Below are 22,634 nucleotides of genomic sequence, written 5' to 3' on the forward strand. Positions count from 1 at the left end.
TCAAGGCTCATGATCACAGGGGGACCGATGCTTTCAGAACGGGAGCTGGCGTTTGTCACGCTTCACAAGGACTGCTACCCGCGCGTGTTCGGTTTTGTCCGAAGACGGGTAACCGATGCGGAATTGGCGCAGGAGCTCGCCGCGGACGTGTTTCGCGTAGCGTGGCAGGAATGGGATGAGGCAGGTGTGACGGAACCTGCCTGGTTGTTCGCCGTAGCGCGGAACCTGCTGGGGAACGCCTACCGCAGCCACGAACGCCAGCAGGCATTGCACCTGCGGCTCAAAGAGTCTGCCAGCTTCACTGACACGGACACCGAAGACAACGAAATGGTGGAGCAGGCCATGGCCGCCCTGAGGGAAAAGGACCGCGACGTCCTGCAACTCGCGTATTGGGACGAACTCTCGATCGCGGAAATTGCCGGGGTGCTGCAGTGCAGCGAATCGGCTGCAAGAGTGCGCCTGCACCGCGCCCGGGAGGCGTTCCGCAAGAGGATCCCGGTCCGGGCCGAAACCGCTTCACAGAAAATGGGGGCATGAGATGGATGCCATCAAGAATTTGATCTCCGCTACTGATCCGTTGAAATCAGATCCGGTTGCAGTCCCCGACGCCGAGGCAGTACTCCGCGAGATTGTCACGGATCGTTCCGAGACCGTTGACAAGCTGCCTCCGAATGTCCGGTCATTGGCCGACGCCAGGCGCCAGCGGGCAGTGCGCATCGCCGGGTTGCTGACCATCGCCGCCGCTGCCGTGACGGCGGGTGTCCTGGTTGTGTCAAATCTGGGCACTCTGACGGGCGCTCCAGTTCCAGCAAATTCCGGACTAGTGACTTCGTCCCCTTCTGTGTCCCCTCCGGCCTCGGTAACCCCTTCCGCCACGCCGTCCGCCACGCCGACGTCGAGCGCGGTTCCCGCGATTCCGTGGAAGTTGTTCACAGATGCCACAGGCCAGGCAACTTTTGAATTGCCGGCAAGCTGGTCAACCGTTGAATCCACAAAAATGATCGCCGGCAAGCCATACAACAGCATTAGCGTCCGCGACGCCGGGAACAAGCAGGTGGCCGCCCTGAACCTGGTCTACGACAGGACAATCGGTGGCTGTGCTGCACCTAAACCGGTCGCCGTCCTTGACTCGGTGGACCTGGATATCGCACAGAAGCCCGATAAAGTTGCTGAATTCTCCGCAATCAAGGGTTCCGCGCTCGGTCCTTCGCATTTCACATTTACTGTGATCCAAGGAGATCGTGTCTACGGGACTGTGGCGCTCTCGGAAGAAACGAAATTGCCGGGAACTCCCGTGTGCCATCAGATCAACGGCATTACCGGACCGAGCAATGCTCCGTTCGTTGACTTTGGGGATGTGTGGGCGATGGCAGCCGACGGTTCGAATGCGCCGCTCACGTTCAACTCGGTTGCCGAGGCTCGTGCTTATATGCAGACCCAGGAATACCAGGATATGAAGCGGATGCTGATTTCACTGTCCCTTAAGCCGAGCAACGTGCAGACATCGACAGTCTTCAAGAGCGACAAGGCGAAGGTCCAGTTCAGCCTTCCTACCGGGTGGACCGCGAAGGATGTTCCGGCTGGTACTGCCGACTTCCCGGCCTCCGGGATCGACGTCTCGGACGAATCCGGGAAGAAGGTGGCGAACCTGTACTACGGCGCCGGGGGCGGCCTCGGCGGAGCCTGCGGTCCCAACGAGCACTTCAAAGTCACCGAGCTGGACAGCGATTCGGCATTGTCATCTGTCCCGTGGGCTACCACGGCAGGAGTCCGGTTCTCGTACCGGGTCCTGGACCAGACCTCGGCGGGGAAGGGGTTGAGCTATGAGGTCGGTCTCGTGGACAAATCCAGCGGTCGAGTGCAGGACACGTGCCCGAACCTGATGTACGCCGTGGTCAATGGCGCGCCCAAGGGTTCACTTTCCTTCGCAGACCGTGCTGCTTTGGTCCCGAGCGCCCCGGTATTCGCTTCGCTTCAGGAAGCCACGGCCTATATGGGAACCCCCGAGTACCGGAAGTTGAAGGAAATGATCACCACCCTTCGGCTCACCCAGTAGCCAATCCCACCTCCGAAGTACGACGACGGGCCGGTCACCTTTCCAGGTGACCGGCCCGTCGTCGTACTTTCGGAAATTACGGTAGGTGCCGTTCCTCCACGCCGTTGTAGGCGCTGAGCGGGCGGATCAGGGAGTTCGATCCGAGCTGCTCCATGACGTGCGCCGTCCAGCCGGTAATGCGGCTGGCGACGAACAGGGGGGTGAAGGTGGGGGTGTCGAAGCCCATGAGGTGGTAGGTGGGCCCGGCAGGGTAGTCGAGGTTGGGCTTGATCGCCTTGGCCTCGTCCATGGCCTGTTCCAGCCCGTTGTACAGGCCCAGGATCTCCGGCCGGCCGTAGTGGGCGATCATCTTGTCCAGTGCGGCCTTCATGGTGGGCACCCTGGAGTCGCCGTGCTTGTAGACGCGGTGCCCGAATCCCATGACCTTCTTCTTCTGCGCCAGGGCGTCTTCCATCCAGGTCTTCGCCCGGGCGGCGGCGTCCTCAAGGGATTCTTCGGTGCGGATGCCGATTTCTTCGAAGGTGTGCATGACGGCCTCGTTGGCGCCACCGTGCAGGGGCCCCTTGAGGGCGCCGATCGCCGCAGTCACGGCGGAGTGCAGGTCCGAGAGGGTGGAGGCTACAACGCGGGCCGTGAACGTCGACGCGTTGAAGGAGTGCTCGGCGTAAAGGATCATCGAGACGTTGAAGGCTTTCACCACTTCCTCCACCGGATCTTCGCCGAAGGTCATCCAGAGGAAATTCGCCGAATAGCCAAGGTCGTCCCTGGGCGCCACCACATCCTGTCCGCGACGGCGGCGCTGGTCATAGGCGACCACCGCCGGCATGGCAGCGAACAGGTCAACAGCTTTGGCCATGTTGGCCTCTGGCGTGGAAACCTCGGCCAGAGCGTGCCGCGCTCCCAGCACCGACGCAGCCGTGCGGCACACATCCATGGGATGGGCGGTTGTGGGCAGTGTGTCGATGACACCCTTCACCACAGGGTCAAGGGTGCGTCCTGCGCGCTCGTGGGCTGTGAACTCGGCCAGTTCCTCCGACGTCGGCAACTCACCGTTCCACAGCAGGAAGGCAACTTCCTCGAAGCTGCACTTGGCGGCGAGTTCCTGCACGGGATAGCCGCGGTACAGCAGCGAATTGGTGTCCGGATTGACCTTGGAGATCGCGGTGTAGTCCACCACGACGCCGGCCAGGCCCTTCTTGATCTCTTCAGCAGCCATGCTGAACTCCTTCGTTCATCGGCAGGCGCTCCGGAACGGCCGGAACGCCTGCATCCCTTGGTTGATCCAGTTACCGGCTGAGCCCAGGAACTTGGAAGTTGAAAACGCTAGTGTCGAAGTGGTTGTAGGCCCCGTAGTCTACGAGGTCATAGAGGCGCGCACGGGTGAGCATGTTCTCCACCTGCGCCTCCTGCGTTCCAGTGGCCTTGATCGTTTCCAGCGTACGCTCTGCAGCCCCCATGGCAATGCGGAGCAAAGTGACCGGGTAGATCACCATGTTCACGCCCACGCTTTGGAGTTGCTCCACCGTGAACAGCTCGCTCTTGCCGAACTCGGTCATGTTGGCCAGGACCGGCACATTCACTGCATCACGGATGGCTTGGAACTCGGACAGATCTTTCATGGCTTCGGGGAAAATGGCGTCAGCGCCGGCGTCGACGAGTGCCCGGGCCCGCTCCTGGGCGGCCTCGATCCCGTCCACGGCGCGGATGTCGGTCCGGGCCATGATGAGGAAATTCGGGTCGCGCCGGGCGTCGGCGGCGGCGCGGATGCGCTTGGCAGCGGTATCGACGTCCACCACGTTCTTGCCGTCCAGGTGACCGCAGCGTTTCGGGTTGAACTGGTCCTCGATGTGGCAACCGGCCAAGCCTGCGTTCTCGAGTTCCTGGATGGTCCGGGCTACATTCATTGGCTCGCCGAAGCCCGTGTCCGCGTCTACGAGGCACGGAAGTTCGGTCATCCGGGCGATCTGGCCTGCGCGGGTGGCGACTTCGGTGAGGGTGGTGAGGCCGATGTCCGGCAGGCCAAGGTCGTTGGCGAGAACGGCGCCGGAAATGTAGACGCCGGGGAAGCCCTTCTCCTCGATCAGGCGTGCCGAGAGCGGGTTGAAAGCACCGGGGAACTGGACGATGGTGCCGGAGGCGAGCATCTCGCGGAGGGCAACGCGCTTCTGTTCCGGCGTGGTCTTGGAGTACAGCATCTAGAACAGGCCTTTCGGTGCTGCGGCGAGGTCGATGACGCCAGGGGCGGCCGTGATGTTCAGCTGGTCCAGCTCGCCCGGGCCGAGGTCAGCAAGTCCTTCGGCTGCGGCGAGGAAACGGGTGATTTCCTCGTCGGTCACGAGTCCCGCGGCGAGTGTGCGGAACTTGTTGATGTACTGCTCGCGGGCGAACGGACGGGCTCCGAGCGGGTGCGCGTCGGCCACGGCGATCTCATCCGTGATCACGGTTCCGTCCGTGAGTGTGATGACCACAGTGCCGCCGAAGGCCTTTTCCGCAATGTCCAGGGAGTGGTAGCGGCGTGTCCATTCGGGGTCTTCAACCGTGGTGACCTTGTGCCAGAGCTCCACCGTGTCCGGGCGGCCGGCACGCTCGGGGCTGTAGGAGTCGACGTGGTGCCAGGCGCCGTCCTGCAGGGCGACGGTGAAGATGTAAGGGATGGAGTGGTCCAGGGTTTCCCGGGAGGCGGTGGGGCTGTACTTCTGGGGATCGTTGGCGCCGGAACCGATCACGTAGTGCGTGTGGTGGCTGGTCTTGATCAGCACCGAGGCCACGTTGGCCGGGTCCGTCGCCTCGGGGTGTTCGCCGTGCAGCTTGCGGGCGAGGTCGATCCAGGCCTGGGCCTGGTACTCCGCGGAGTGCTCTTTGGTGTAGGTGTCCAGGATGGCGCGCTTGGGCTCCCCGGCCTCGGGAAGCGGGACCTCGTAGGAGGCGTCCGGGCCGTCAAGCATCCAGGCGATGACGCCGTCCTCGCCTTCGTAGATCGGCACGGGGGAGGTCTGCCCACGCATCGAGCGGTCCACTGCTTCGACGGCCATCTTGCCGGCAAAGGCAGGCGCGTGGGCTTTCCAGGTGGAGATTTCGCCCTTGCGGGACTGGCGCGTGGCCGTGGTGGTGTGGAGCGCCTGTCCCACCGACTGGAAGATGGTCTCGACGTCGAGGCCCAGCAGGGTGCCGATGCCTGCCGCGGCGGACGGGCCGAGGTGGGCCACGTGGTCGATCTTGTGTTTGTGCAGGCAAATGGCCTTGACCAGGGTTCACCTGGATCTCGTAGCCGGTGGCGATGCCGCGGATCAGGTCATTGCCGCTGGCGCCGACGTGCTGGGCAACGGCGAGGATCGGCGGGATGTTATCGCCCGGGTGCGAATATTCGGCGGCGAGGAACGTGTCGTGGTAGTCCAGTTCGCGGACTGCGACGCCGTTGGCCCAGGCGGCCCACTCGGGCGAGACCTGATCGCTGATCCCGAAGACGCCGGCGCCCTTGCCGTTGGTGGTCGGTGCGTGGGTCAGCGCCTGGGCCCGGGCTGCGATGATCGGGCCGCGGTTCAATGACGCGACGGCAACGGAGGCATTGTCGATAACGCGGTTGATGATCATGTCCGTGACCTCGGGAGTCACGTCAACGGGGTCGGCGGCAACCGTGGCGATCTTGTGCGCCAACTGGTCCTCGCGGGCAAGATTCTCTTCGCTCTTGTAGACGCGGACGTGGTTGTTCTTCACCATGGTGCTCCTTTTAGTGAGGTTTATGGGTGGCTTTGACGTGGGAAAGGCTGCGGTGGAGATGAAGGGTGGTTGCGGCTTCGGCGAGCCTGGGGTTGCCTGCCGCGATGGCCTCGGCGATCGCGGCGTGCTCGACGGCGGCAGCGTTCAGGCGTTCGGCGTCGTCGGCCGCGAGCCGGCGGACCCGCACCAAGTGCACGCGCAGGCTGCGCATGGCTTGGGCGAGGTACGAATTTGAGATGGCCTCGTCGATTGCCTCGTCCAGTCTTCCTACCAAGGCGTAGTAGTCGTGACGGGCGGGATCGTTTTCGCTGATCATCTCCGGGGCGCGGAGGAGCTCGGCGTAAAGCTCCTCGAACACGGAGCGCTCGCCGCGTTCAGCGGCGAGGGAGGCGGCTTTGCCTTCGAGGGTTTCGCGCAACTCGAAGAGCTCGTCGATGTTCTCCAGTGAGATATCGGTGACCACGACGCCGCGGCCGCCTGCCGCCGTCGTCAGTCCTTCAGCGCTGAGCCTGCTCAGCGCCTCCCGGACCGGCGTCCTGGAGACGCCCAAGCGTTCGGATTGCTCCACTTCCGCGAGGACCGTGCCCGGCGCAAGACGCCAGTCAACGATCTCTTCGCGCAAGGCCGCATAAGCTTTGTCGCTGGCGCGCATGGACCCTCCCTTGACTGTGCGGATGACTGTCCTGATGCCTTCAGTGTATACACAAGCGTAGAAAAGGCCTAGCTTTTCAGGAAAATACCTACTCGGGTATCGATTGTGTATACATAGCGTTCGGGAAGTTGGTTAGCTCCGGTTCCAGCGGTATTCGTTCTCCGGCCGTCCGGGGGTGCCGTATCGCGCATTCCTCGTGACCATCCCGGCGTCGGCCAAGTACTCGAGGTAACGGCGTGCGGTCACCCGGGACATCCCCAGGGCCTCTGTTGCTTCGCTCGCAGAAACGGCCCGGCCCAACCCTGACAGGAATTCCTTGACGGACTCCAAGCTGTGAGCGGAAAGGCCCTTGGGCAGCGGGATCTCCGTGGGGGCACGGAGACTCGCGAACGCCAGGTCCACATCGCTTTGTGAGGCTCCGCTGGCGCGCGAGCCCGACGCCGGTGCGGCAAGTTGCTCACGGAACAAGCGGTAGCTGGCGAGTTTGTCCGCGAACGTTGCGAAGGTGAACGGCTTGATGAGGTACTGCACCACCCCGATCGACACCGCGCTCCGGACAATGTTTACTTCGCGGACGGCGGTGATGGCGATGATGTCGGCAAAGAGCCCGGATGCCCTCATGCGACGGGCGACGTCCAGCCCGTGAAGATCCGGCAGGTTCATGTCCAGCAGGACAAGGTCCACGGGCTGGCCGGCCACCGCGAACTCGTTGAGCAGCCGGAGGGCCGATTGTCCGTCCGGGACCGTTCCAGCAACAGTGAAGCCGTCAATTCGGCTGACATAAACGCCATGGGCATCGGCAGCGATGGGTTCGTCCTCGACCACGAGAACGCGGATGTCGGTCATTCGGCTTCTTTCCTGGAGTCCGGCGCGGGGAGCACTACGCGGAAAAGCGCACCGCCCAGCCGGCCAGTGGACTGGCCGTTGGAGTCGCTGATGGACAGCGTACCGCCAAGCCGCTGCACCGCTTGCCGCACCAAGGCCAGGCCCACGCCACGGGAAGGAGCCCCGGGTTGGCCTGCCTGTCCGATGCCGGCCGCTTTAGTGCTGTATCCGTATTCCCAGACGTCGTCCACGATGCCGGGGTCAATGCCGTGACCGGAATCGACCACCGTGAATGTGGTCCCCCCAGATCCCGATTCGATGCCCAGTTCCACTTTGCGCGGCGGGGGAGCGGAAGCCGCGGCATCGAGCGCGTTGTCCAGGAGGTTGCCCAAGATCGTCACCAGATCCTGCACGGCCAGGCCCTCAAGGCCGCCCCCGCCGGACACGGTTACCGTAAGCTCCGCTCCGCGTTCGTGCGCCTCGGCGGACTTCCCCATGATGAGTGCACTCAGGATAGGTTCTTCCACTGATGCCACCAGATGGTCTGTCAGTTGCTGGCTGAGCTCAAGGTCCTTGGTGGCAAATTCCAAAGCATCGTCTGTGCGGCCCAGTTCCATCAGGGAAACGATGGTGTGCAATCTGTTGGCGTGCTCATGCGTTTGTGCCCGCAGGGCGTCGGACAGCGTCTTCATGGTTTCGAGTTCGCTGCCCAGGGACTCGATTTCCGTACGGTCGCGCAGCGTGGCTACGGTCCCGTACACGGCGGGCCGTTGCCGGCCCCTCATTCCAGGCGGTCCCACTGCCGGCGCCTGGTTCACCGCCAGGATCCGGGACCCCGTGAGGTGGATTTCGTCGTGTGCGGTCCGGCCGGATTCGAAGAGCCCGTAGAGGCTGGGCTCCAGGGGCAGATCCGAAAGGCGCGGTGCGGCTCCCGCGGCGGGATCGACGTCGGACCGTTCCAGTCCCAGAAGATCCGCGGCTTGGTCGTTGTACATGACCACACGGCCACCCGTGTCGATCAGGACGACGCCTTCGCGGACCGAATGCAGGACCGACTCGTAGTATGCGAACAATTGCGCCAATTGCTCCGGTCCCCAGCCCCGGGTGACGGAACGCAGGTACCGGCCCAGCAGCAGGAGGCCAGGGAACCTCCAGCGAGCATGGCCAGGGAGAAGGCGATGATCGAGGTGAGCCGGGCTGACACAGCGACGTCGACGGTCCGCACCGTGACACCCGCCGCCACCAGGGCCCGGACTTTTCCGGATGAATCCTCCACGGGAACGATGGTGCGGACGGACGGGCCGAGCGTCCCGGTAGTGACCTCAGTGAACGTCTGCCCGCGCAGGGCAGGGTCGATGGTGCCTATGTAGGGTTTGCCGATTTCGTCGGGGTTCACGTGGGTCCAGCGCGTCCGGTCCGGGGCCATGATGGTGATGAAGTCGGCATGGGCGTTAGCCATGACCACCTGGGCGTAAGGCTGCAGGGCGGTGGAGGGATTCGGCGTACCGGCTGCCTGAAGGACAAGGGGGTTGGCTGCGATGGCCGCGGCCACAGCCTGCATGCGCTCGCCGGCGTCGTTGTAGGCCCGGTCCTTGGCGTCCAGGAAGGCTGCCGTGCCGACGATTGCGGTGAGCGCCAAAATGAACAGCAGGTTCGCCACGAAGAGTCTGCGGGCAATGCTCCAGCGTCGGATTACGTGCTCCTTTCTGCGGGTCATCCTGTGACCAATATGAACGCAACAGTGATACGTGTCACGCCGGGCCCAATGATGGGTATCACAACAGAGCGACGCAGGGACATTATGCAGGGACCACGGCGCTTTCCAGAGTATCTATAAGGAGCACAACGCCATGACCTCTCAAAGAGGAGAGATTGCACCCGCGAAAGCCGGGCGCAAGGGGCTGGACAAGTCGCATTACCTCTACATCGCCGTGATCGCCGCAGTTGTGCTGGGTGCCGTCGTCGGATTGCTTTTCCCCGAAGTGGCTAAATCCCTCAAGCCTTTGGGTGATGGGTTCATCAAGCTCATCAAGATGATGATCGCCCCCGTCATTTTCTGCACGATCGTCCTGGGCATCGGATCGATCGCCAAGGCTGCCACTGTTGGCAAGGTCGGAGGGCTCGCGCTCATCTACTTCCTGGTGATGTCTACTTTCGCGCTTGCCATCGGCTTGGTGGTCGGCAACATCATCCACCCGGGGTCGGGGTTGAAGCTGGTCGCCTATGATCCCAACAAGAAGGCCGCCACTGACAGCACCGTTGACTTCCTCTTGGGAATCATTCCTGGAGACATCCCCGTGCTGCCCACGCTCCTGGCCGCCATCCTGGTTGGATTTGCCCTCCAGCGCATGGGTTCCCAAGGCGCGCCGATCCTCAAGGCCATCCAGCATGGCCAGGCCCTGGTCTTCCGCATCCTCATCATGATCATGTGGCTGGCTCCCGTCGGCGCCTTCGGTGCGATCGCGGCCGTGGTCGGAGCGACGGGCGTGCAGGCAATCGTCAGCATGTTCACATTGATGGTGGCCTTCTACATCACTTGTGCACTGTTCATCGTCGTGGTGCTCGGCACCTTGCTGCGGGTTGTGGCAGGCGTCAGCATCTTCCAACTGATGAAGTACCTGGCCCGCGAGTACCTCCTCATCTTCTCCACCTCGTCCTCCGAAGCAGCGCTGCCGAGGCTCATCGCGAAGATGGAGCACCTCGGCGTGTCCAAGCCGGTTGTCGGTGTCACGGTGCCCACCGGCTACTCCTTCAACCTTGACGGCACCGCGATCTACCTGACCATGGCCTCCCTGTTCGTCGCCAACGCCATGGGGATTCCGCTGGACAGCTGGAAGCCCAGGTCTCGCTGCTGGTGTTCATGATCATCGCGTCCAAGGGGGCGGCGGGGGTTTCCGGTGCCGGCTTGGCCACCCTTGCTGCCGGCCTGCAGGCGCACCGGCCCGAACTCCTCGGCGGTGTCGGCATGATTGTGGGCATTGACCGCTTCATGTCCGAGGCCCGCGCCCTGACCAACTTCACGGGCAATGCAGTTGCCACGGTCCTGATCGGCACGTGGGTCAAGGAAATCGACCGCCAGACCAGGTCAGCAGCGTCCTCTCGGGTGCGAAGCCGTTCGATGAACTGACCATGGTCAGCCACCACGCTGAACCCGAGGTGAAAGAGCCCGTCGCCGCTTAGTCCGGCTCGCTGTTTGGAAGTATCTATGCAGGCAAGGTAGGACCCTCGCGGGGGACCTGCCTTGCCTGCATTTTCTTGCCGGAAAACCCAACCTTATACCTCAACTAGAAGGTAAAGGCTCAAATTGCGGGCAATGTCAAGTTCCGCAATATGCCGTGTCGGGCGCTGTAGCCTTGGTGGGGAGCAGTGCTGGTGCTGGAGACAGCCGCAGGAAATGACCGTCGTGGAGAGAGTGGATAGATACGTGAGCAGCGAACGGGGAGCAACTACGCTGGAGGGCACGGATTTCGATCTGGAAGACGCCGTCATGGGGCCCACGGGCCGCCCGTACCGCGACTTCCCCGAACCCGCGCCATTGGCCTCCCATGGCCCGGCGCGCGTCATTGCCATGGTCAATCAGAAGGGTGGCGTAGGCAAGACCACGTCAACCATCAACCTCGCCGCTGCGCTCGCAGAATTCGGCCGGCGTGTCCTTCTGGTCGACTTCGATCCCCAGGGAGCGCTTTCCGCAGGGCTGGGCGCGAACCCGCACGAGCTTGACCTCACTGTCTACAACGTCCTGATGGACCGCAAAGTAAGCATCCGCGACGCCATCCAGCAGACCGGCGTCGAAGGCATCGACCTCCTGCCGGCGAACATCGACCTCTCCGCCGCCGAGGTCCAGCTGGTCAACGAGGTAGCCCGCGAACAAGTGCTCGACCGCGCGCTCAAGAGCGTCGAGGACGACTACGACGTCGTACTCATCGACTGCCAGCCGTCCCTGGGGCTCCTGACAGTCAATGCACTAACGGCTGCGCACGGCGTCATCATCCCGCTGATCTGCGAATTCTTCGCCCTCCGCGCGGTGGCACTCCTGGTCGAAACGATCGAAAAGGTCCAGGACCGGTTGAACCCGCGCCTGCAGGTGGACGGTGTGCTTGCCACGATGTACGACGCCCGCACGCTGCACAGCCGTGAAGTCATTTCGAGGCTTGTGGAGGCGTTCGGTGACAAGGTCTTCGAGACCGTCATCAAGCGTTCCATTAAGTTCGCCGACGCCACGGTTGCCGCGGAGCCCATCACCAGCTACGCGGGAAACCACATCGGCGCGGATGCCTACCGCCGCTTGGCCAAGGAATTGATTTCGCGCGGCGGCGCACCCTAGCCAGCGTGGCAGAGCCACTCACCCCTGAAGCCGCGCCCGTCCTGGCGGGCGACGCGCCGCCGTCGTACTCTTCCGGAAGCACCGCGGACGACGCCGGAGCCTCGCCCGCGGCGCGGAAGGCCGGCTTCGAGGTCCGGCTGGCCAACTTCACCGGCCCCTTCGATCTCCTGCTCGGCCTGATCTCCAAACACAAACTGGACATCACAGAAGTTGCGTTGGCCACCGTCACCGATGAGTTCATTAAGTACATCCGGCGCCTTCAGGAACTGGGGGAGGACTGGGCGCTGGACGAAGCCAGCGAATTCCTGGTCATCGCCGCCACGCTCCTGGACCTCAAAGCCGCGAGGCTCCTGCCGGCCGGCGAAGTCGAGGATGACGAGGACATTGCCTTGCTGGAGGCCCGTGATCTCCTCTTCGCCCGGCTCCTGCAGTACAAGGCCTTCAAACAGGTTGCCGCGATCATGTCCGGAACCCTGGAATCCGAAGCCCGGCGTTTCCCCCGGCAAGTCGCCTTGGAAGGGCATTTCGCCGCCTTGCTGCCCGAGTTGATCTGGCGGCACACGCCGGAACAGTTCGCGGCGCTGGCGGCCAAGACCCTTGCCCCGAAGGACAACACACCCGAGGAAGTCGGACTCGACCACCTCCACGGAGCGCCGGTCAGCGTCAAGGAACAGGCCGAGATCATTGGTTACCGGCTGCAGCACGGCCAGCCGCAGTCCTTCAGGGCACTCATTGTTGACGCGGATTCCACGCTGGTGGTCGTAGCCCGCTTCCTGGCGCTGCTGGAACTTTTCCGTGACCGGGTGGTGGCCTTCGAACAGTCGGGGCCACTTGCCGAACTGACCGTGCGCTGGACTGGTCGGACGGAAGGCTGGAGCAGCGACGGCTTGAGCGAGGAATACGACTCCGGGCCGGGTGAAGGCCCATTGGATAGCGAAGAGGAGCAGCTGTGAGCGAGCAGGAAACAGACGGGGACGGCCTGGCCGAACTTGAAGCGATCCCCGGTGGTGCCCGCGCTGCCCTGGAAGCGGTCCTCATGGTGATCGACCAACCGGCAACCGCGGAAGAGTTGGCTGCCGGACTCAACGTGACGGTCGCCGTCGTCGAGGATCTGCTCGAGGGACTGCGGCGCGAGTATAGCGGCTATACTGTTAAAGCCCCGGGCAAGAACGCTGATGACTCGCATGATGAATTGCACATCGATGCAGGTACCAGCGCCGCACCCCGGGGTTTTGAGTTGCGGAACGTTGCCGGAGGGTGGCGGATCTATTCGCGGGCGGAATTTGCCGACGTCGTGGGAAGGTTCGTCCTTGAAGGCCAGACCGCGCGGCTGACGCAGGCAGCCCTTGAAACCATGGCGGTCATCGCTTATCGGCAGCCGGTTTCGCGGGCAAGAGTATCGGCCATCCGCGGCGTCAACGTCGATTCGGTCGTCAGGACGCTTGTCCAACGCGGGCTGATCGAGGATTCAGGCACCGATTCTGAATCGGGAGCGGTCCTCTACAGGACCACCTCGTACTTCCTCGAACGCATGGGGATTGGCTCAGTGGCGGAACTGCCTCAGCTGTCCCCCCACCTTCCGGGGCTGGAAGGGATCGAGGAGTTCTTCGACGCCGAACGCATGTAACTCAATATTGCAAGGATCTACATCACGCCCGGCACGTAGCGGGCTGAGTTCACACAGGCAGATAATCTCTGCCCGGCTGGCTAAAGTTGAGAAAGAACAAGCCGGCCACCATAACAAAAGGACTGGTCATGACACAGGCGGGACGCCAGGGTTCACCACGTAATAGTTCGGGACGAAATGGTTCCGGACGCAATGAGTCGCAGGGAGACGGCCGCAGCAGCGCCGGCCGCGCAGGCGGCAGCGGCTTCGGCGCCGGACGCGGGGGCGCGAGCCGTGCTGCCGGAGCCTCCGGAGGCAGCAAGCGCAGCTTCTCCCCGGGCGGAGAACGCCCCTTCAAACCAACACGTCCGCGTGAAGACCGCCCCTTTGATCCGGACAACCCCACCACAGCTGGCGGCTACGAGCGCCGTGAAGACGCGAGGCCGGCTAAAGCGCCCCGGAAGCCCGGCTCCAACAAGCCCGGCTTCGGCAAGGCCCCCGGCACTCCCGGCGCCCTGAAGCCCAAAGCCAACAACAAGAAGCAGTACGCTTCCCGCGCCTTCGGCAGTGAGCGCTTCGGCCAGAACCTTGGCCCCATCCGCAAGCCCCGCGGCCGCCGCGGCGAGGTGGCACAGTCCGAGCAGCATGACGCCGATGGCGTGCGCCTGCAGAAGGTCATGGCCCAGGCCGGTGTGGCATCCCGCCGCGTGTGTGAGGAAATGATCGAGGAAGGCCGCGTAGAGGTCAACGGTCAGCTCACCACAGAGCTGGGCATGCGCGTTGATCCCACGTCCGCAGTGATCCACGTGGACGGCATCCGGATCCAGCTTGATGACACCATGCTTTACATGGTGTTCAACAAGCCCAAGGGCGTCGTTTCCACCATGGAAGATCCCGAAGGACGTCCCTGCATCAGCGACTTCCTCAAGACCGCCAAGAACAAGGGCGAGCGGCTCTTCCACGTCGGCCGCCTTGACGTCGCCACCGAGGGTCTTCTGTTGCTGACCAACGACGGCGAACTTGCCAACCGCTTGACGCACCCGTCCTACGAGGTGCCCAAGACGTACCTGGTGCAGGTCCGTGGTCCGTTCCCGCAAGGTGTGGGCGCGAAGCTGAAATCCGGCATCGAGCTCGAAGACGGTATTGCGGCGGTGGACTCCTTCAAGCTTGTGGACTCCACCCCGGGCCACGTGCTGATCGAAGTTGTGCTGCACTCCGGCAAGAACCGCATTGTCCGCCGCATGTTCGAAGCCGTCGGCTTCCCCGTGCTGCGGCTGGTGCGCGTCAAGATCGGTCCCATCGGCCTGGGTGACCAGCGCCAGGGCAGCATCCGCAACCTCGGCAAGCAGGAAGTCGGACACCTCCTGGCCTCTGTAGGACTATAAGGCATGTCGGCATTCCACTCGCACGGCCGGGGTCACCTTGACGGCCCGGTGGTCGTTTTCGGCACCGGCCTGCTCGGAGCCAGCATCGGCCTCGGCCTGCGTGGCCGGGGTGTCTCCGTATTCCTTTCGGATCCATCGCCCACCAACCAGGCCGTGGCCGTGGACATCGGCGCAGGCAGGCCACTGCCTGAGCTTCAGGACTCACCCCAGCTCGTTGTCGTCGCTGCGCCGCCGGATGTCACGGCCGACGTCGTTCAGCATGCCCTCGGTGAATACCCGGAGGCCACCGTCGTGGACATTGCGAGCGTCAAGCTGGCAATCCAGGCTGACCTGCGAGGCCGGGGAGTGGACATGTCCCGCTACGTGGGGACACACCCCATGGCCGGGCGCGAGAAATCCGGGCCCGTTGCTGCCCGCGGCGAGCTCTTCACCTCGATGCCTTGGGTCCTTTGCCCGTCCGAGGAAACCAATGCCGAAGCGCTCCAGATCGCGCGTTCCTTGGCTGGTGACCTGGGCGCAATCGTCTCCCAGTTCACCGCGGAGGAACACGATGAAGCCGTCGCTCTGGTGTCGCATTTGCCCCAGGTGATGTCTTCCCTTCTGGCCAGCCGCTTGCAGGGGACACCGCTCCATGCGCTGTCGCTGGCCGGCAACGGGCTGCGGGACACCGCCAGGATTGCTGCCAGCGATCCCACTCTCTGGGTGCAGATACTGGGCAACAACGCACCCAGGATGGTGGACATCCTCCATGGCGTCCGGGAGGACCTCAACCGTTTGATCGGTACCTTGGAGAATCCCACCGCTACCTGGTGCCCGTCTGGATCTTGCCCAGCTCATCAGCGAAGGCAACGCCGGACAGGCCCGGATTACCTGGAAAGCACGGCGGCCCCCCGCAGGCTTATTCATGGCTTACAGTTCTGGTAGATGACAGGCCCGGTCAGATTGCCCAGGCTGCTGACGGAGATCGGTGAGATCGGCGTCAACGTCGAAGACCTCCGCCTGGATCACTCGTCCGGGCAGAACGTTGGCATGGTGGAACTTTCCGTCATGCCCAACAAGCACGACCTCCTTGTTGAAGCGTTGACCGACCGTGGATGGCGGGTACTCCAGTAATGACACGTGAACTTTTCGGCCCGGAGACCGTAGTACGTCCGGGCAAGCCGCTCGTGGTCGCCATTGACGGCCCGTCCGGCTCCGGCAAGTCCAGCGTCAGCAAGGAAGTTGCCCGGCGCCTGAAGCTCGCCTATCTGGACACGGGTGCGATGTACCGGGCGTTGGCCTGGTACTGCCTCAAGACCGGCATAGACCTCACCGACGGTGCCGCCGTCGAACAGGCCTCGAAGGATTTGCCGCTGGAACTCAGCACCAGCGCCAACGCTGAATATGTCAGCGTTGCCGGAGTGGACATCACGGAGGAAATCCGTGAGCCCCGGATCTCGTCGTCGGTCAGCGCAGTAGCAACTACCCTGGGTGCCCGCAACGAATTGATTCGTCGCCAGCGCCAGCTGATCGAACAGCACCACCGCCGCATGGTGGTGGAAGGCCGGGACATCACCACCGTCGTCGCGCCCAACGCCGAAGTGCGTGTGCTGCTGACAGCCAGCGAGGAAGCCCGGCTGCGACGCCGCGGCCTTCAGCTGGGCGGCACGCAGAGCAAAGAGCAACTGGCCGCCCAAGTGATCCACCGCGATGCCAAGGACTCCGCCGTGGTGAACTTCACCCAAGCGGCCGACGGGGTGGTCACCCTCGATTCCTCGGACCTCGACTTCGAGGAAACGGTCGACACCGCACTGAGCATTGTGGGCAAGGTCATCTACGGTGACTGAAACCCGACTCCCGGCACGCTGGACCATGCTCTGGAGCCGGCCTGTCGGCTGGCTGCTTGACCATGTCCTGTACCGGACCGCGGTCACCGGGCGCCCCAACGTTCCGAAGTCCGGTCCGGTTATTTTCGCGGGCAACCACATCAGTTTCCTCGACGGCCCGGTGATGTTCGGCGCCGCCCCGCGGACCATGCACATCCTGGTCAAGAAAGAGATGTTCAAAGGCTTTCTGGGCAAGGTGCTGCGTGCGTCGGGGCAGATTTCGGTCGACCGATCCGGCGACCGTGCGGCGCTCCATCTCGGAAAGCAAGTGCTCGACGCCGGCCGTTGCGTAGGGATTCTCCCCGAGGGAACCAGGGGGAGCGGCACAGCCGGCAGCATCAGCAACGGGGTCGCGTGGCTCGCCCTCATGTCCGGAGCCACTGTGATTCCCGTGGCGATCCTCGGAACGCGGATCGGGGACGAACACCGTGATTTCATTCCGGGGCTGCGCCGCCGTCTGAACGTCAGTTTTGGAGCTCCCCTCAGCGTGACCCGAAGAAATGGCGAGTCGGGGCGTGTTTCAATGGACAGGGCGGCCGCGGAGATTCGCGCTGCGCTGGCTGGACACGTCCAGGACGCCGTCAAAACCACCGGTCAGTCCCTTCCCGGGGACTAAATGGGCCGGTCCACAGCCAATGCAGCAACGCCAAGAAGCAGTAGCCGGGACGCCGGCAGATCACCACTAAGGAAAGTGCAATGAGCGATACGACTCAAAAATCCGGCAACATCGGAGCCGGCGACGACGAATACACGCCCACCGGCACCGACCAGGTGGCTGAAAAACTCGCCGCCCTGGACGACGAAGAAGCCGAAGTACGCGCAGCCTCCCTCCGGGCAGGCCTGGACGATTACGATCTCGACGAGGACGACGCAGCCCTGCTGAGCGGTCTCTACGACGACGAGGGCGATGACGGCCCACTCAAGCTTGACCCGGTCCTCGCAATTATCGGGCGCCCGAACGTTGGCAAGTCCACGCTGGTCAACCGTATCCTCGGCCGGCGCGAAGCCGTGGTGGAGGACACCCCGGGCGTCACCCGTGACCGCGTTATGTATTCCGCGCACTGGAATGGCCGCAACTTCACGTTGGTGGACACCGGTGGCTGGGAGCACGACGCCAGGGGGATCCACGCCCGCGTTGCCGAGCAGGCCGAGATGGCCGTGGAACTCGCTGACGCTGTCCTCTTCGTGGTGGACTCCGCCGTCGGCGCTACTGCCACGGACGAAGGCGTCATGAAGATGCTCCGCAAGTCCAAGAAGCCGGTCATCATGGTGGCCAACAAGGTGGACGACTTTGCGCAGGAAGCCGACTCGGCTGCACTCTGGGGCCTCGGCTTCGGTGAGCCGTATCCGGTGTCGGCCCTCCACGGCCGCGGCGTTGCCGACCTCCTGGACCACGTCATGGACACGTTGCCCGAGTTCTCCACGGTGGAAGGCGTCGAGCGCTCCGGCGGTCCCCGTCGCATCGCCCTCATCGGCCGTCCCAACGTCGGTAAGTCCTCCTTGCTGAACAAGCTGGCTGGCTCCGAGCGCGTGGTCGTAGACACCCTCGCCGGGACCACCCGTGACCCCGTCGACGAATTCATCGAACTCGGCGACCGGACCTGGCGCTTCGTGGATACCGCAGGCATCCGCCGCCGTCAGCACATGGCCCAGGGTGCGGACTTCTACGCCTCGCTGCGCACGCAGGCCGCGCTCGAAAAGGCGGAGGTCGCCGTCGTGCTCCTCGCCGTTGACGAGGTCCTCAGCGAACAGGACGTCCGTATCCTGCAGCTCGCCATCGAGTCGGGCCGCGCGCTGGTGCTCGCATTCAACAAGTGGGATCTGCTCGACGACGAACGTCGGCGCTACCTTGAACGCGAAATCGAGCAAGACTTGGCGCACGTGGAGTGGGCGCCGCGCGTCAACATCTCCGCGAAGACCGGCTGGCACAAGGACCGTTTGGTGCCCGCACTGGACCTCGCTTTGGAGAGCTGGGACAAGCGAATCCCGACCGGACGCCTCAACGCGTTCCTCGGCGAGCTCGTGGCTGCACACCCGCACCCGGTGCGCGGCGGCAAGCAGCCCCGCATCCTGTTCGGCACCCAGGCATCCAGCCGTCCGCCGAAGTTCGTGCTGTTCACCACGGGCTTCCTGGACCCCGGATACCGCCGCTTCATCACCCGCCGGCTCCGCGAAACCTTTGGCTTCGACGGCACGCCCATCGAGGTCAACATGCGCGTCCGCGAAAAGCGCGGCAAGAAGCGCTGATTGAGACGGGCGTCACAGATGACACCGACCGTCGTGTCATCGACAACCTCGAACATCGTGTAAGCTTTTTGAGGTGGTTCGGCCGGACTGCTTAGATGAGAATCTAGGCGGAGAACGGCAGAACTGACGGGCTGTAGCGCAGCTTGGTAGCGCACTTGACTGGGGGTCAAGGGGTCGCAGGTTCAAATCCTGTCAGCCCGACCAAAAGGTCAGACAATAAGTCCCGGGAACCTAAGGGTTCCCGGGACTTTTGCGTTTAAGGGTTGGTTGGGGGTGCGGGTCGGGGGTCCGTCCTGAGGTGCGCGCCTGGGGTGGGCGCCTTCCTGACCTTCTTTGGAGCAGCACCCAGCGCAACACGCCGCCGACACGCCATTCAGAGGGCCACTTTGCGGTCAAAGAGGGTCAGGACGGCGCGTGGGAGGCACGGGTCGACGAGCGTTGGGACTAAATCAATCATTCCGCAGCGGGGCATCTACGTGTGACCTGCTCTCCGTCTACCTGCAGGCCCGGGCAACGTGCCCGCTGACGGGGACACGGTCAAACGCTCAGACCACCTGAAGCGCCCCCAGTGCCTTCACCAGCGGCTCAAGCTCCGGCACGGACTCCGCAGCCGTCAGCGACTCCGCGAGCGTCTCGTCATGCACGGGCCTGGCTGCCAGCAGCAGCTTCTGGCCGGCCTCGGTGAGCTCTGTGTAGATACCGCGGCGGTCGTCGGCGCACAAGATCCTGGTCAGCAGCGCACGGTCCTCGAGCCGGTTGACCAAGCGTGTGGTGGCGCTACTGGAAAGGGCCGTGGCCCGTGCCAGCTGCTGCATCCGCATGTGCCAGCCGTCCTGGCGGCTCAGGGCGTCCAGCACCGTGTACTCGACCACCGAGAGATCTGCAGCTGACTGCAGGGCTCTCTCCAGTGCAGCCTCAATATTGCCGTGCAGGGCTGCGAGAGTCCGCCATCCCTGCGCGCGCACCTCAACGGCGTCGTCCTTGATGCCCATGTCTCTTGTAACTCCTGCCGATTAATGAAGGAACCAGACGCACCGAAAGTAGTTGCTTGCGCAATTAAACAGCTTGCGCAACTACATGGCGTGTGCAACTATATATGTAGCGTCTGCAACTATTCTACGATTCTCGGCGACGCACTTCCAGTCTCACGGGAATCCATCCCCACAAAGGAGCAACAACATGCCTGCAGGGTTGATCGCCCTGGCCCTCGGCGGATTCGGCATCGGCTTGACCGAGTTCGTCATTATGGGCCTCTTGCCGGAGATTGCCACCGATTTCGGCGTCAGCGAAGCAGCGGCCGGCTGGTTCATCACAGGCTACGCGCTGAGCGTGGTTGTCGGCGCCCTCCTCGTCACGGCGGCCGTAACACGCTTGCCCCGGAAACCCGTGCTGATCGGACTCCTGGTCCTGTTCATCGCCGGAAATTTCCTCTCCGCTATCGCGGACAGCTACCAGGCGATGCTCTTGGGGCGCATCGTGGCCGCCCTCTGCCACGGAGCATTCTTCGGCATCGGTTCCGTTGTCGCGGCCAGTTTGGTCCCGGCCCACAAGAAGGCCGGAGCCATCGCCATCATGTTCACGGGCCTCACCGCCGCGAACGTGCTGGGCGTGCCGTTTGGAACCTTCCTCGGCCAGAACCTCGGCTGGCGGTCCACCTTCTGGGCCATCACCATCATCGGCGTCGTCGCACTCGCGGGAATCGCCCTCATGGTCCCGCAGACCAAGCAGGACGCTGCCGCAAGCAGCCTCCGCAAGGAGCTCCGGGCGTTCAAGTCCGCCCAGGTATGGCTTTCCCTCACCGTCACCATTCTGGGCTTTGGAGGCATGTTTGGTGCTTTCACCTACATCGCCTTCACGCTGACCGAGGTCTCCGGATTTGATCCGCACTCCGTCCCGTGGCTCCTGGTGCTGTTCGGTGCGGGGCTGTTTGTCGGCAACATTGCCGGCGGCAAAGCGGCCGATAAGTCCATCGACAAAACCCTTATGGTGATCCTCGCCGGCTTGGTACTGGTCCTCGTGTTCTTCGCCCTTACGGCGGCCAACCCCGTGGCAACCTTGTTCTCGCTGGCACTCATGGGCGGCTTCGGCTTCGCCACTGTGCCCGGGCTGCAGATGCGCGTCATGCACTTTGCCGCCACGGCGCCCACCCTCGCCTCCGGTGCGAATATCGGCGCCTTCAATCTCGGCAATGCGCTGGGGGCCTGGCTCGGCGGCGTCACCATCAGCTTTGGGTTGGGCTACACCTCACCGATTTGGGCCGGGTCCGTCATCACCCTCGCAGCCCTGCTCGTCATGATCGTCGCCGCGGTGGCAGCCCGGCGTGGGGGAGCGGAGGCACTACAGCCAGCGCCCGACGTCGTACGCGAACCAGAAGGCGCGCCGGTCGCCTAAGCGCAACACACGAAAGCTCGCCATCGTGAAAGTCCGCCACCGTTAAAGTCCGCCACAGTACAGTGGCGGGCTTTCGTTGGGAATCAGGCGTCGTCGCCGGAGCCGCGCTTGCTCAGGATCTCCCCGTTGGTCTGGCAAGTGGGGCAGTACTGCAGCGAGGTCCCCACGAAGGAAACCTCCCGCACGGTGTCACCGCAGACGGGACAAGCATCTCCTGTCCGTCCGTGCACGCGCATTGAAGCTTTCTTGGCTGGCTTCAGTTCGCTGGGCTTCTTGCCCAAGAATTCCTGGATCGCGTTTCCAAGAAGATCCTTCATTGTCGTGAAGAGACGTACCACCTCGTCCGGTTCCAGGGAGGAAGCAATCGCGACCGGGGACAATTTGGCTGCGTGGAGGATCTCATCGCTGTACGCGTTTCCAATGCCGGCAATGAGCTTCTGGTTCCTCAGAAGCCCCTTGATCTGTTGCCTCTTCGTGAATAGCCGGCTGAACTCGTCCAACCTGAAAGCCCCGTCCAGCGGCTCCGGGCCCAACTCGGCAATACCAGGGACTTCCGCGGGTTGGCGGACGATGAAAATGGCCAATCCCTTCCACGTCCCGGTGTCGGCCAAGGTGATGCCGTAATCTTGGCCGTCTTTCGAAAATCCCAGCTGCGCCGCAATGTAGCCGCCCGCCGCAGCCGCATCTGTTCCATCGTGACTCTCCGAGAACGTGAGCCAACCGTCCTTCGCGAAATTGACAATGACATAGAGCGGATCCGCCGGATCGGCTCCCGCGGACGTGCCATCTGCGGCGATCTTCATCTCAAGAAATTTGCCCCGGCGGCCAACAGATTCGACTGTCCGCCCGATCAGCGACTCATGGGGAACATCCGCAACTTTCAGGGGGAACGCCGAGGGCAGCAGCATTTGGGTGAGCTGTGCGCCGGAGAGACGCTCGTCCAGAAATCCGGTCAGGGCAGTGATTTCGGGCAGTTCCGGCATGATCGCGCTCCTTCGACGGTGCTGCAGGAAAGTTGCAGGACGATGCGGCTCGAGTCTGCTTCCAATCATTCCAGACACCTGTGGGGAGAGGGGCTGGATGTGCTTATACTTTCAGCGGTGGCCGGAAGACCGGGCCGCCGTCGTGGTCCGTAACGTCCCGATGAAAGGCGACTCATGAGCAACATTCCTGCCGATCTTTCCTACACCGCCGAACATGAATGGGTCAGTGCCCCGAATGCAGACGGCGTCGTGCGCGTCGGCATCACGGACTTCGCCCAGGATGCACTCGGCGATGTTGTCTACGCGCAGCTGCCCGAGCCCGGTACCACGGTGAAGGGCAACGACGTCGTGGGCGAGGTTGAGTCCACCAAGAGCGTGAGCGACATCTACGCCCCGGTCAGCGGCGAAATTGTCTCCCGGAACGAGGCTCTCGACGGCGATTCTGCCCTGATCAACTCAGATCCTTACGGTGACGGTTGGCTGTTCGAGGTAAAGCTTTCGGAAGCTGACGCCATCGAGACGCTGCTCAGTGCATCAGAGTACGAACAACAGGTAGGCTAAAAGGTATCTGGCCCGCCACGTC

General features: G+C 63.4%; 16 protein-coding genes, 1 tRNA gene and 5 pseudogenes. 14 read left to right on the plus strand and 8 right to left on the minus strand.

Annotated features, from left to right (window positions below; all coding sequences use genetic code 11):
* Nucleotides 1-27 precede the first annotated feature (27 nt).
* Together ACF0H6_RS20455 and ACF0H6_RS20460 are read left to right on the plus strand one after the other, a co-directional pair.
* Complete coding sequence (locus ACF0H6_RS20455) at nucleotides 28-537, plus strand: RNA polymerase sigma factor (RefSeq protein ID WP_395251243.1); 510 nt, start codon at nucleotides 28-30, stop codon at nucleotides 535-537.
* A gap of 1 nt (nucleotide 538) precedes the next feature.
* Nucleotides 539-2,056 (plus strand): hypothetical protein, encoded by a 1,518-nt coding sequence (locus tag ACF0H6_RS20460; RefSeq protein WP_395251244.1) that lies wholly within the window; start codon nucleotides 539-541, stop codon nucleotides 2,054-2,056.
* Nucleotides 2,057-2,132: 76 nt separating this feature from the next.
* On the opposite strand, the gene ACF0H6_RS20465 is transcribed toward ACF0H6_RS20460, so the two are convergent.
* From ACF0H6_RS20465 to ACF0H6_RS20490, 6 genes and pseudogenes are all read right to left on the minus strand, one after another.
* Complete coding sequence (locus tag ACF0H6_RS20465) at nucleotides 2,133-3,272, minus strand: bifunctional 2-methylcitrate synthase/citrate synthase (RefSeq protein WP_395251245.1); 1,140 nt, start codon at nucleotides 3,270-3,272, stop codon at nucleotides 2,133-2,135.
* Nucleotides 3,273-3,342: 70 nt separating this feature from the next.
* On the minus strand, nucleotides 3,343-4,251 hold the full coding sequence (gene prpB, locus ACF0H6_RS20470) for a methylisocitrate lyase (RefSeq protein ID WP_395251246.1): 909 nt from the start codon (nucleotides 4,249-4,251) through the stop codon (nucleotides 3,343-3,345).
* Nucleotides 4,252-5,773, minus strand: a pseudogene (locus ACF0H6_RS20475) (MmgE/PrpD family protein).
* A 10-nt stretch (nucleotides 5,774-5,783) separates the two neighbouring features.
* Nucleotides 5,784-6,425: a GntR family transcriptional regulator gene (locus tag ACF0H6_RS20480; RefSeq protein ID WP_395251247.1), complete on the minus strand. Its 642-nt coding sequence runs from the start codon at nucleotides 6,423-6,425 to the stop codon at nucleotides 5,784-5,786.
* 132 nt (nucleotides 6,426-6,557) lie between these two features.
* Entirely contained in the window at nucleotides 6,558-7,271 is a 714-nt protein-coding gene (locus ACF0H6_RS20485) for a response regulator (protein WP_395251248.1), read from the minus strand.
* A pseudogene (locus ACF0H6_RS20490) lies at nucleotides 7,268-8,967 on the minus strand (ATP-binding protein). The gene ACF0H6_RS20485 and the pseudogene ACF0H6_RS20490 overlap by 4 nt, the downstream one beginning before the upstream one ends.
* Nucleotides 8,968-9,100: 133 nt before the next feature.
* Between ACF0H6_RS20490 and ACF0H6_RS20495 the strand changes: the two are divergent.
* The 10 genes and pseudogenes from ACF0H6_RS20495 (at nucleotide 9,101) to ACF0H6_RS20540 (ending at nucleotide 18,881) form a co-directional block, all read left to right on the plus strand.
* Nucleotides 9,101-10,430: pseudogene (locus ACF0H6_RS20495) on the plus strand (cation:dicarboxylate symporter family transporter).
* A 244-nt stretch (nucleotides 10,431-10,674) separates the two neighbouring features.
* A complete protein-coding gene (locus ACF0H6_RS20500; protein ID WP_395251249.1) occupies nucleotides 10,675-11,574 on the plus strand; it encodes a ParA family protein in 900 nt (299 codons plus the stop codon).
* Nucleotides 11,575-11,711: 137 nt separating this feature from the next.
* Nucleotides 11,712-12,527, plus strand: coding sequence for a segregation and condensation protein A (locus ACF0H6_RS20505; protein WP_395251374.1), 816 nt, complete (start codon nucleotides 11,712-11,714; stop codon nucleotides 12,525-12,527).
* On the plus strand, nucleotides 12,524-13,201 hold the full coding sequence (locus tag ACF0H6_RS20510; RefSeq protein WP_395251250.1) for an SMC-Scp complex subunit ScpB: 678 nt from the start codon (nucleotides 12,524-12,526) through the stop codon (nucleotides 13,199-13,201). Before ACF0H6_RS20505 ends, ACF0H6_RS20510 begins: the two co-directional genes overlap by 4 nt.
* Nucleotides 13,202-13,329: 128 nt before the next feature.
* Nucleotides 13,330-14,565, plus strand: a complete 1,236-nt coding sequence (locus ACF0H6_RS20515) for a pseudouridine synthase (RefSeq protein ID WP_395251251.1) — start codon at nucleotides 13,330-13,332, stop codon at nucleotides 14,563-14,565.
* Between the two features lie 3 nt (nucleotides 14,566-14,568).
* A pseudogene (locus ACF0H6_RS20520) lies at nucleotides 14,569-15,678 on the plus strand (prephenate dehydrogenase).
* Entirely contained in the window at nucleotides 15,678-16,391 is a 714-nt protein-coding gene (cmk, locus tag ACF0H6_RS20525; RefSeq protein ID WP_395251252.1) for a (d)CMP kinase, read from the plus strand. Before ACF0H6_RS20520 ends, cmk begins: the two are co-directional and overlap by 1 nt.
* Before the next feature lie 25 nt (nucleotides 16,392-16,416).
* Nucleotides 16,417-17,116: pseudogene (locus tag ACF0H6_RS20530) on the plus strand (lysophospholipid acyltransferase family protein).
* A 10-nt stretch (nucleotides 17,117-17,126) separates the two neighbouring features.
* Nucleotides 17,127-18,677, plus strand: coding sequence for a ribosome biogenesis GTPase Der (der, locus tag ACF0H6_RS20535; RefSeq protein ID WP_395251253.1), 1,551 nt, complete (start codon nucleotides 17,127-17,129; stop codon nucleotides 18,675-18,677).
* Nucleotides 18,678-18,804: 127 nt separating this feature from the next.
* A tRNA-Pro gene (locus tag ACF0H6_RS20540) sits at nucleotides 18,805-18,881 on the plus strand.
* A 341-nt stretch (nucleotides 18,882-19,222) separates the two neighbouring features.
* On the opposite strand, the gene ACF0H6_RS20545 is transcribed toward ACF0H6_RS20540, so the two are convergent.
* Nucleotides 19,223-19,669 (minus strand): MarR family winged helix-turn-helix transcriptional regulator, encoded by a 447-nt coding sequence (locus ACF0H6_RS20545; protein ID WP_395251254.1) that lies wholly within the window; start codon nucleotides 19,667-19,669, stop codon nucleotides 19,223-19,225.
* 187 nt (nucleotides 19,670-19,856) lie between these two features.
* Between ACF0H6_RS20545 and ACF0H6_RS20550 the strand changes: the two genes are divergently transcribed.
* Nucleotides 19,857-21,068 carry an MFS transporter gene (locus tag ACF0H6_RS20550; RefSeq protein ID WP_395251255.1) on the plus strand — a complete coding sequence of 404 codons (1,212 nt, stop codon included), beginning with the start codon at nucleotides 19,857-19,859 and terminating at the stop codon, nucleotides 21,066-21,068.
* An 83-nt stretch (nucleotides 21,069-21,151) separates the two neighbouring features.
* On the opposite strand, the gene ACF0H6_RS20555 is transcribed toward ACF0H6_RS20550, so the two are convergent.
* On the minus strand, nucleotides 21,152-22,051 hold the full coding sequence (locus tag ACF0H6_RS20555) for a DNA-formamidopyrimidine glycosylase family protein (protein ID WP_395251256.1): 900 nt from the start codon (nucleotides 22,049-22,051) through the stop codon (nucleotides 21,152-21,154).
* A 174-nt stretch (nucleotides 22,052-22,225) separates the two neighbouring features.
* Between ACF0H6_RS20555 and gcvH the strand changes: the two genes are divergently transcribed.
* A complete protein-coding gene (gene gcvH / locus ACF0H6_RS20560) occupies nucleotides 22,226-22,612 on the plus strand; it encodes a glycine cleavage system protein GcvH (protein ID WP_395251257.1) in 387 nt (128 codons plus the stop codon).
* Nucleotides 22,613-22,634: the final 22 nt, after the last annotated feature.

Origin of the sequence: Arthrobacter sp. NA-172 (assembly GCF_043952055.1) — a bacterium.
In the GTDB taxonomy this organism is placed as follows: Bacteria; Actinomycetota; Actinomycetes; order Actinomycetales; family Micrococcaceae; genus Arthrobacter.

Excerpts from the sequence above, each read along its gene's own strand:
- ACF0H6_RS20485 (WP_395251248.1), bottom strand. The coding sequence starts at position 7,271 with ATGACCGACATCCGCGTTCTCGTGGTCGAGGACGAACCCATCGCTGCC.
- ACF0H6_RS20480 (WP_395251247.1), bottom strand. The coding sequence starts at position 6,425 with ATGCGCGCCAGCGACAAAGCTTATGCGGCCTTGCGCGAAGAGATCGTT.
- ACF0H6_RS20455 (WP_395251243.1), top strand. The coding sequence starts at position 28 with ATGCTTTCAGAACGGGAGCTGGCGTTTGTCACGCTTCACAAGGACTGC.
- ACF0H6_RS20550 (WP_395251255.1), top strand. The coding sequence starts at position 19,857 with ATGCCTGCAGGGTTGATCGCCCTGGCCCTCGGCGGATTCGGCATCGGC.
- ACF0H6_RS20460 (WP_395251244.1), top strand. The coding sequence starts at position 539 with ATGGATGCCATCAAGAATTTGATCTCCGCTACTGATCCGTTGAAATCA.
- der (WP_395251253.1), top strand. The coding sequence starts at position 17,127 with ATGAGCGATACGACTCAAAAATCCGGCAACATCGGAGCCGGCGACGAC.
- cmk (WP_395251252.1), top strand. The coding sequence starts at position 15,678 with ATGACACGTGAACTTTTCGGCCCGGAGACCGTAGTACGTCCGGGCAAG.
- ACF0H6_RS20515 (WP_395251251.1), top strand. The coding sequence starts at position 13,330 with ATGACACAGGCGGGACGCCAGGGTTCACCACGTAATAGTTCGGGACGA.
- ACF0H6_RS20545 (WP_395251254.1), bottom strand. The coding sequence starts at position 19,669 with ATGGGCATCAAGGACGACGCCGTTGAGGTGCGCGCGCAGGGATGGCGG.
- prpB (WP_395251246.1), bottom strand. The coding sequence starts at position 4,251 with ATGCTGTACTCCAAGACCACGCCGGAACAGAAGCGCGTTGCCCTCCGC.
- gcvH (WP_395251257.1), top strand. The coding sequence starts at position 22,226 with ATGAGCAACATTCCTGCCGATCTTTCCTACACCGCCGAACATGAATGG.
- ACF0H6_RS20555 (WP_395251256.1), bottom strand. The coding sequence starts at position 22,051 with ATGCCGGAACTGCCCGAAATCACTGCCCTGACCGGATTTCTGGACGAG.
- ACF0H6_RS20465 (WP_395251245.1), bottom strand. The coding sequence starts at position 3,272 with ATGGCTGCTGAAGAGATCAAGAAGGGCCTGGCCGGCGTCGTGGTGGAC.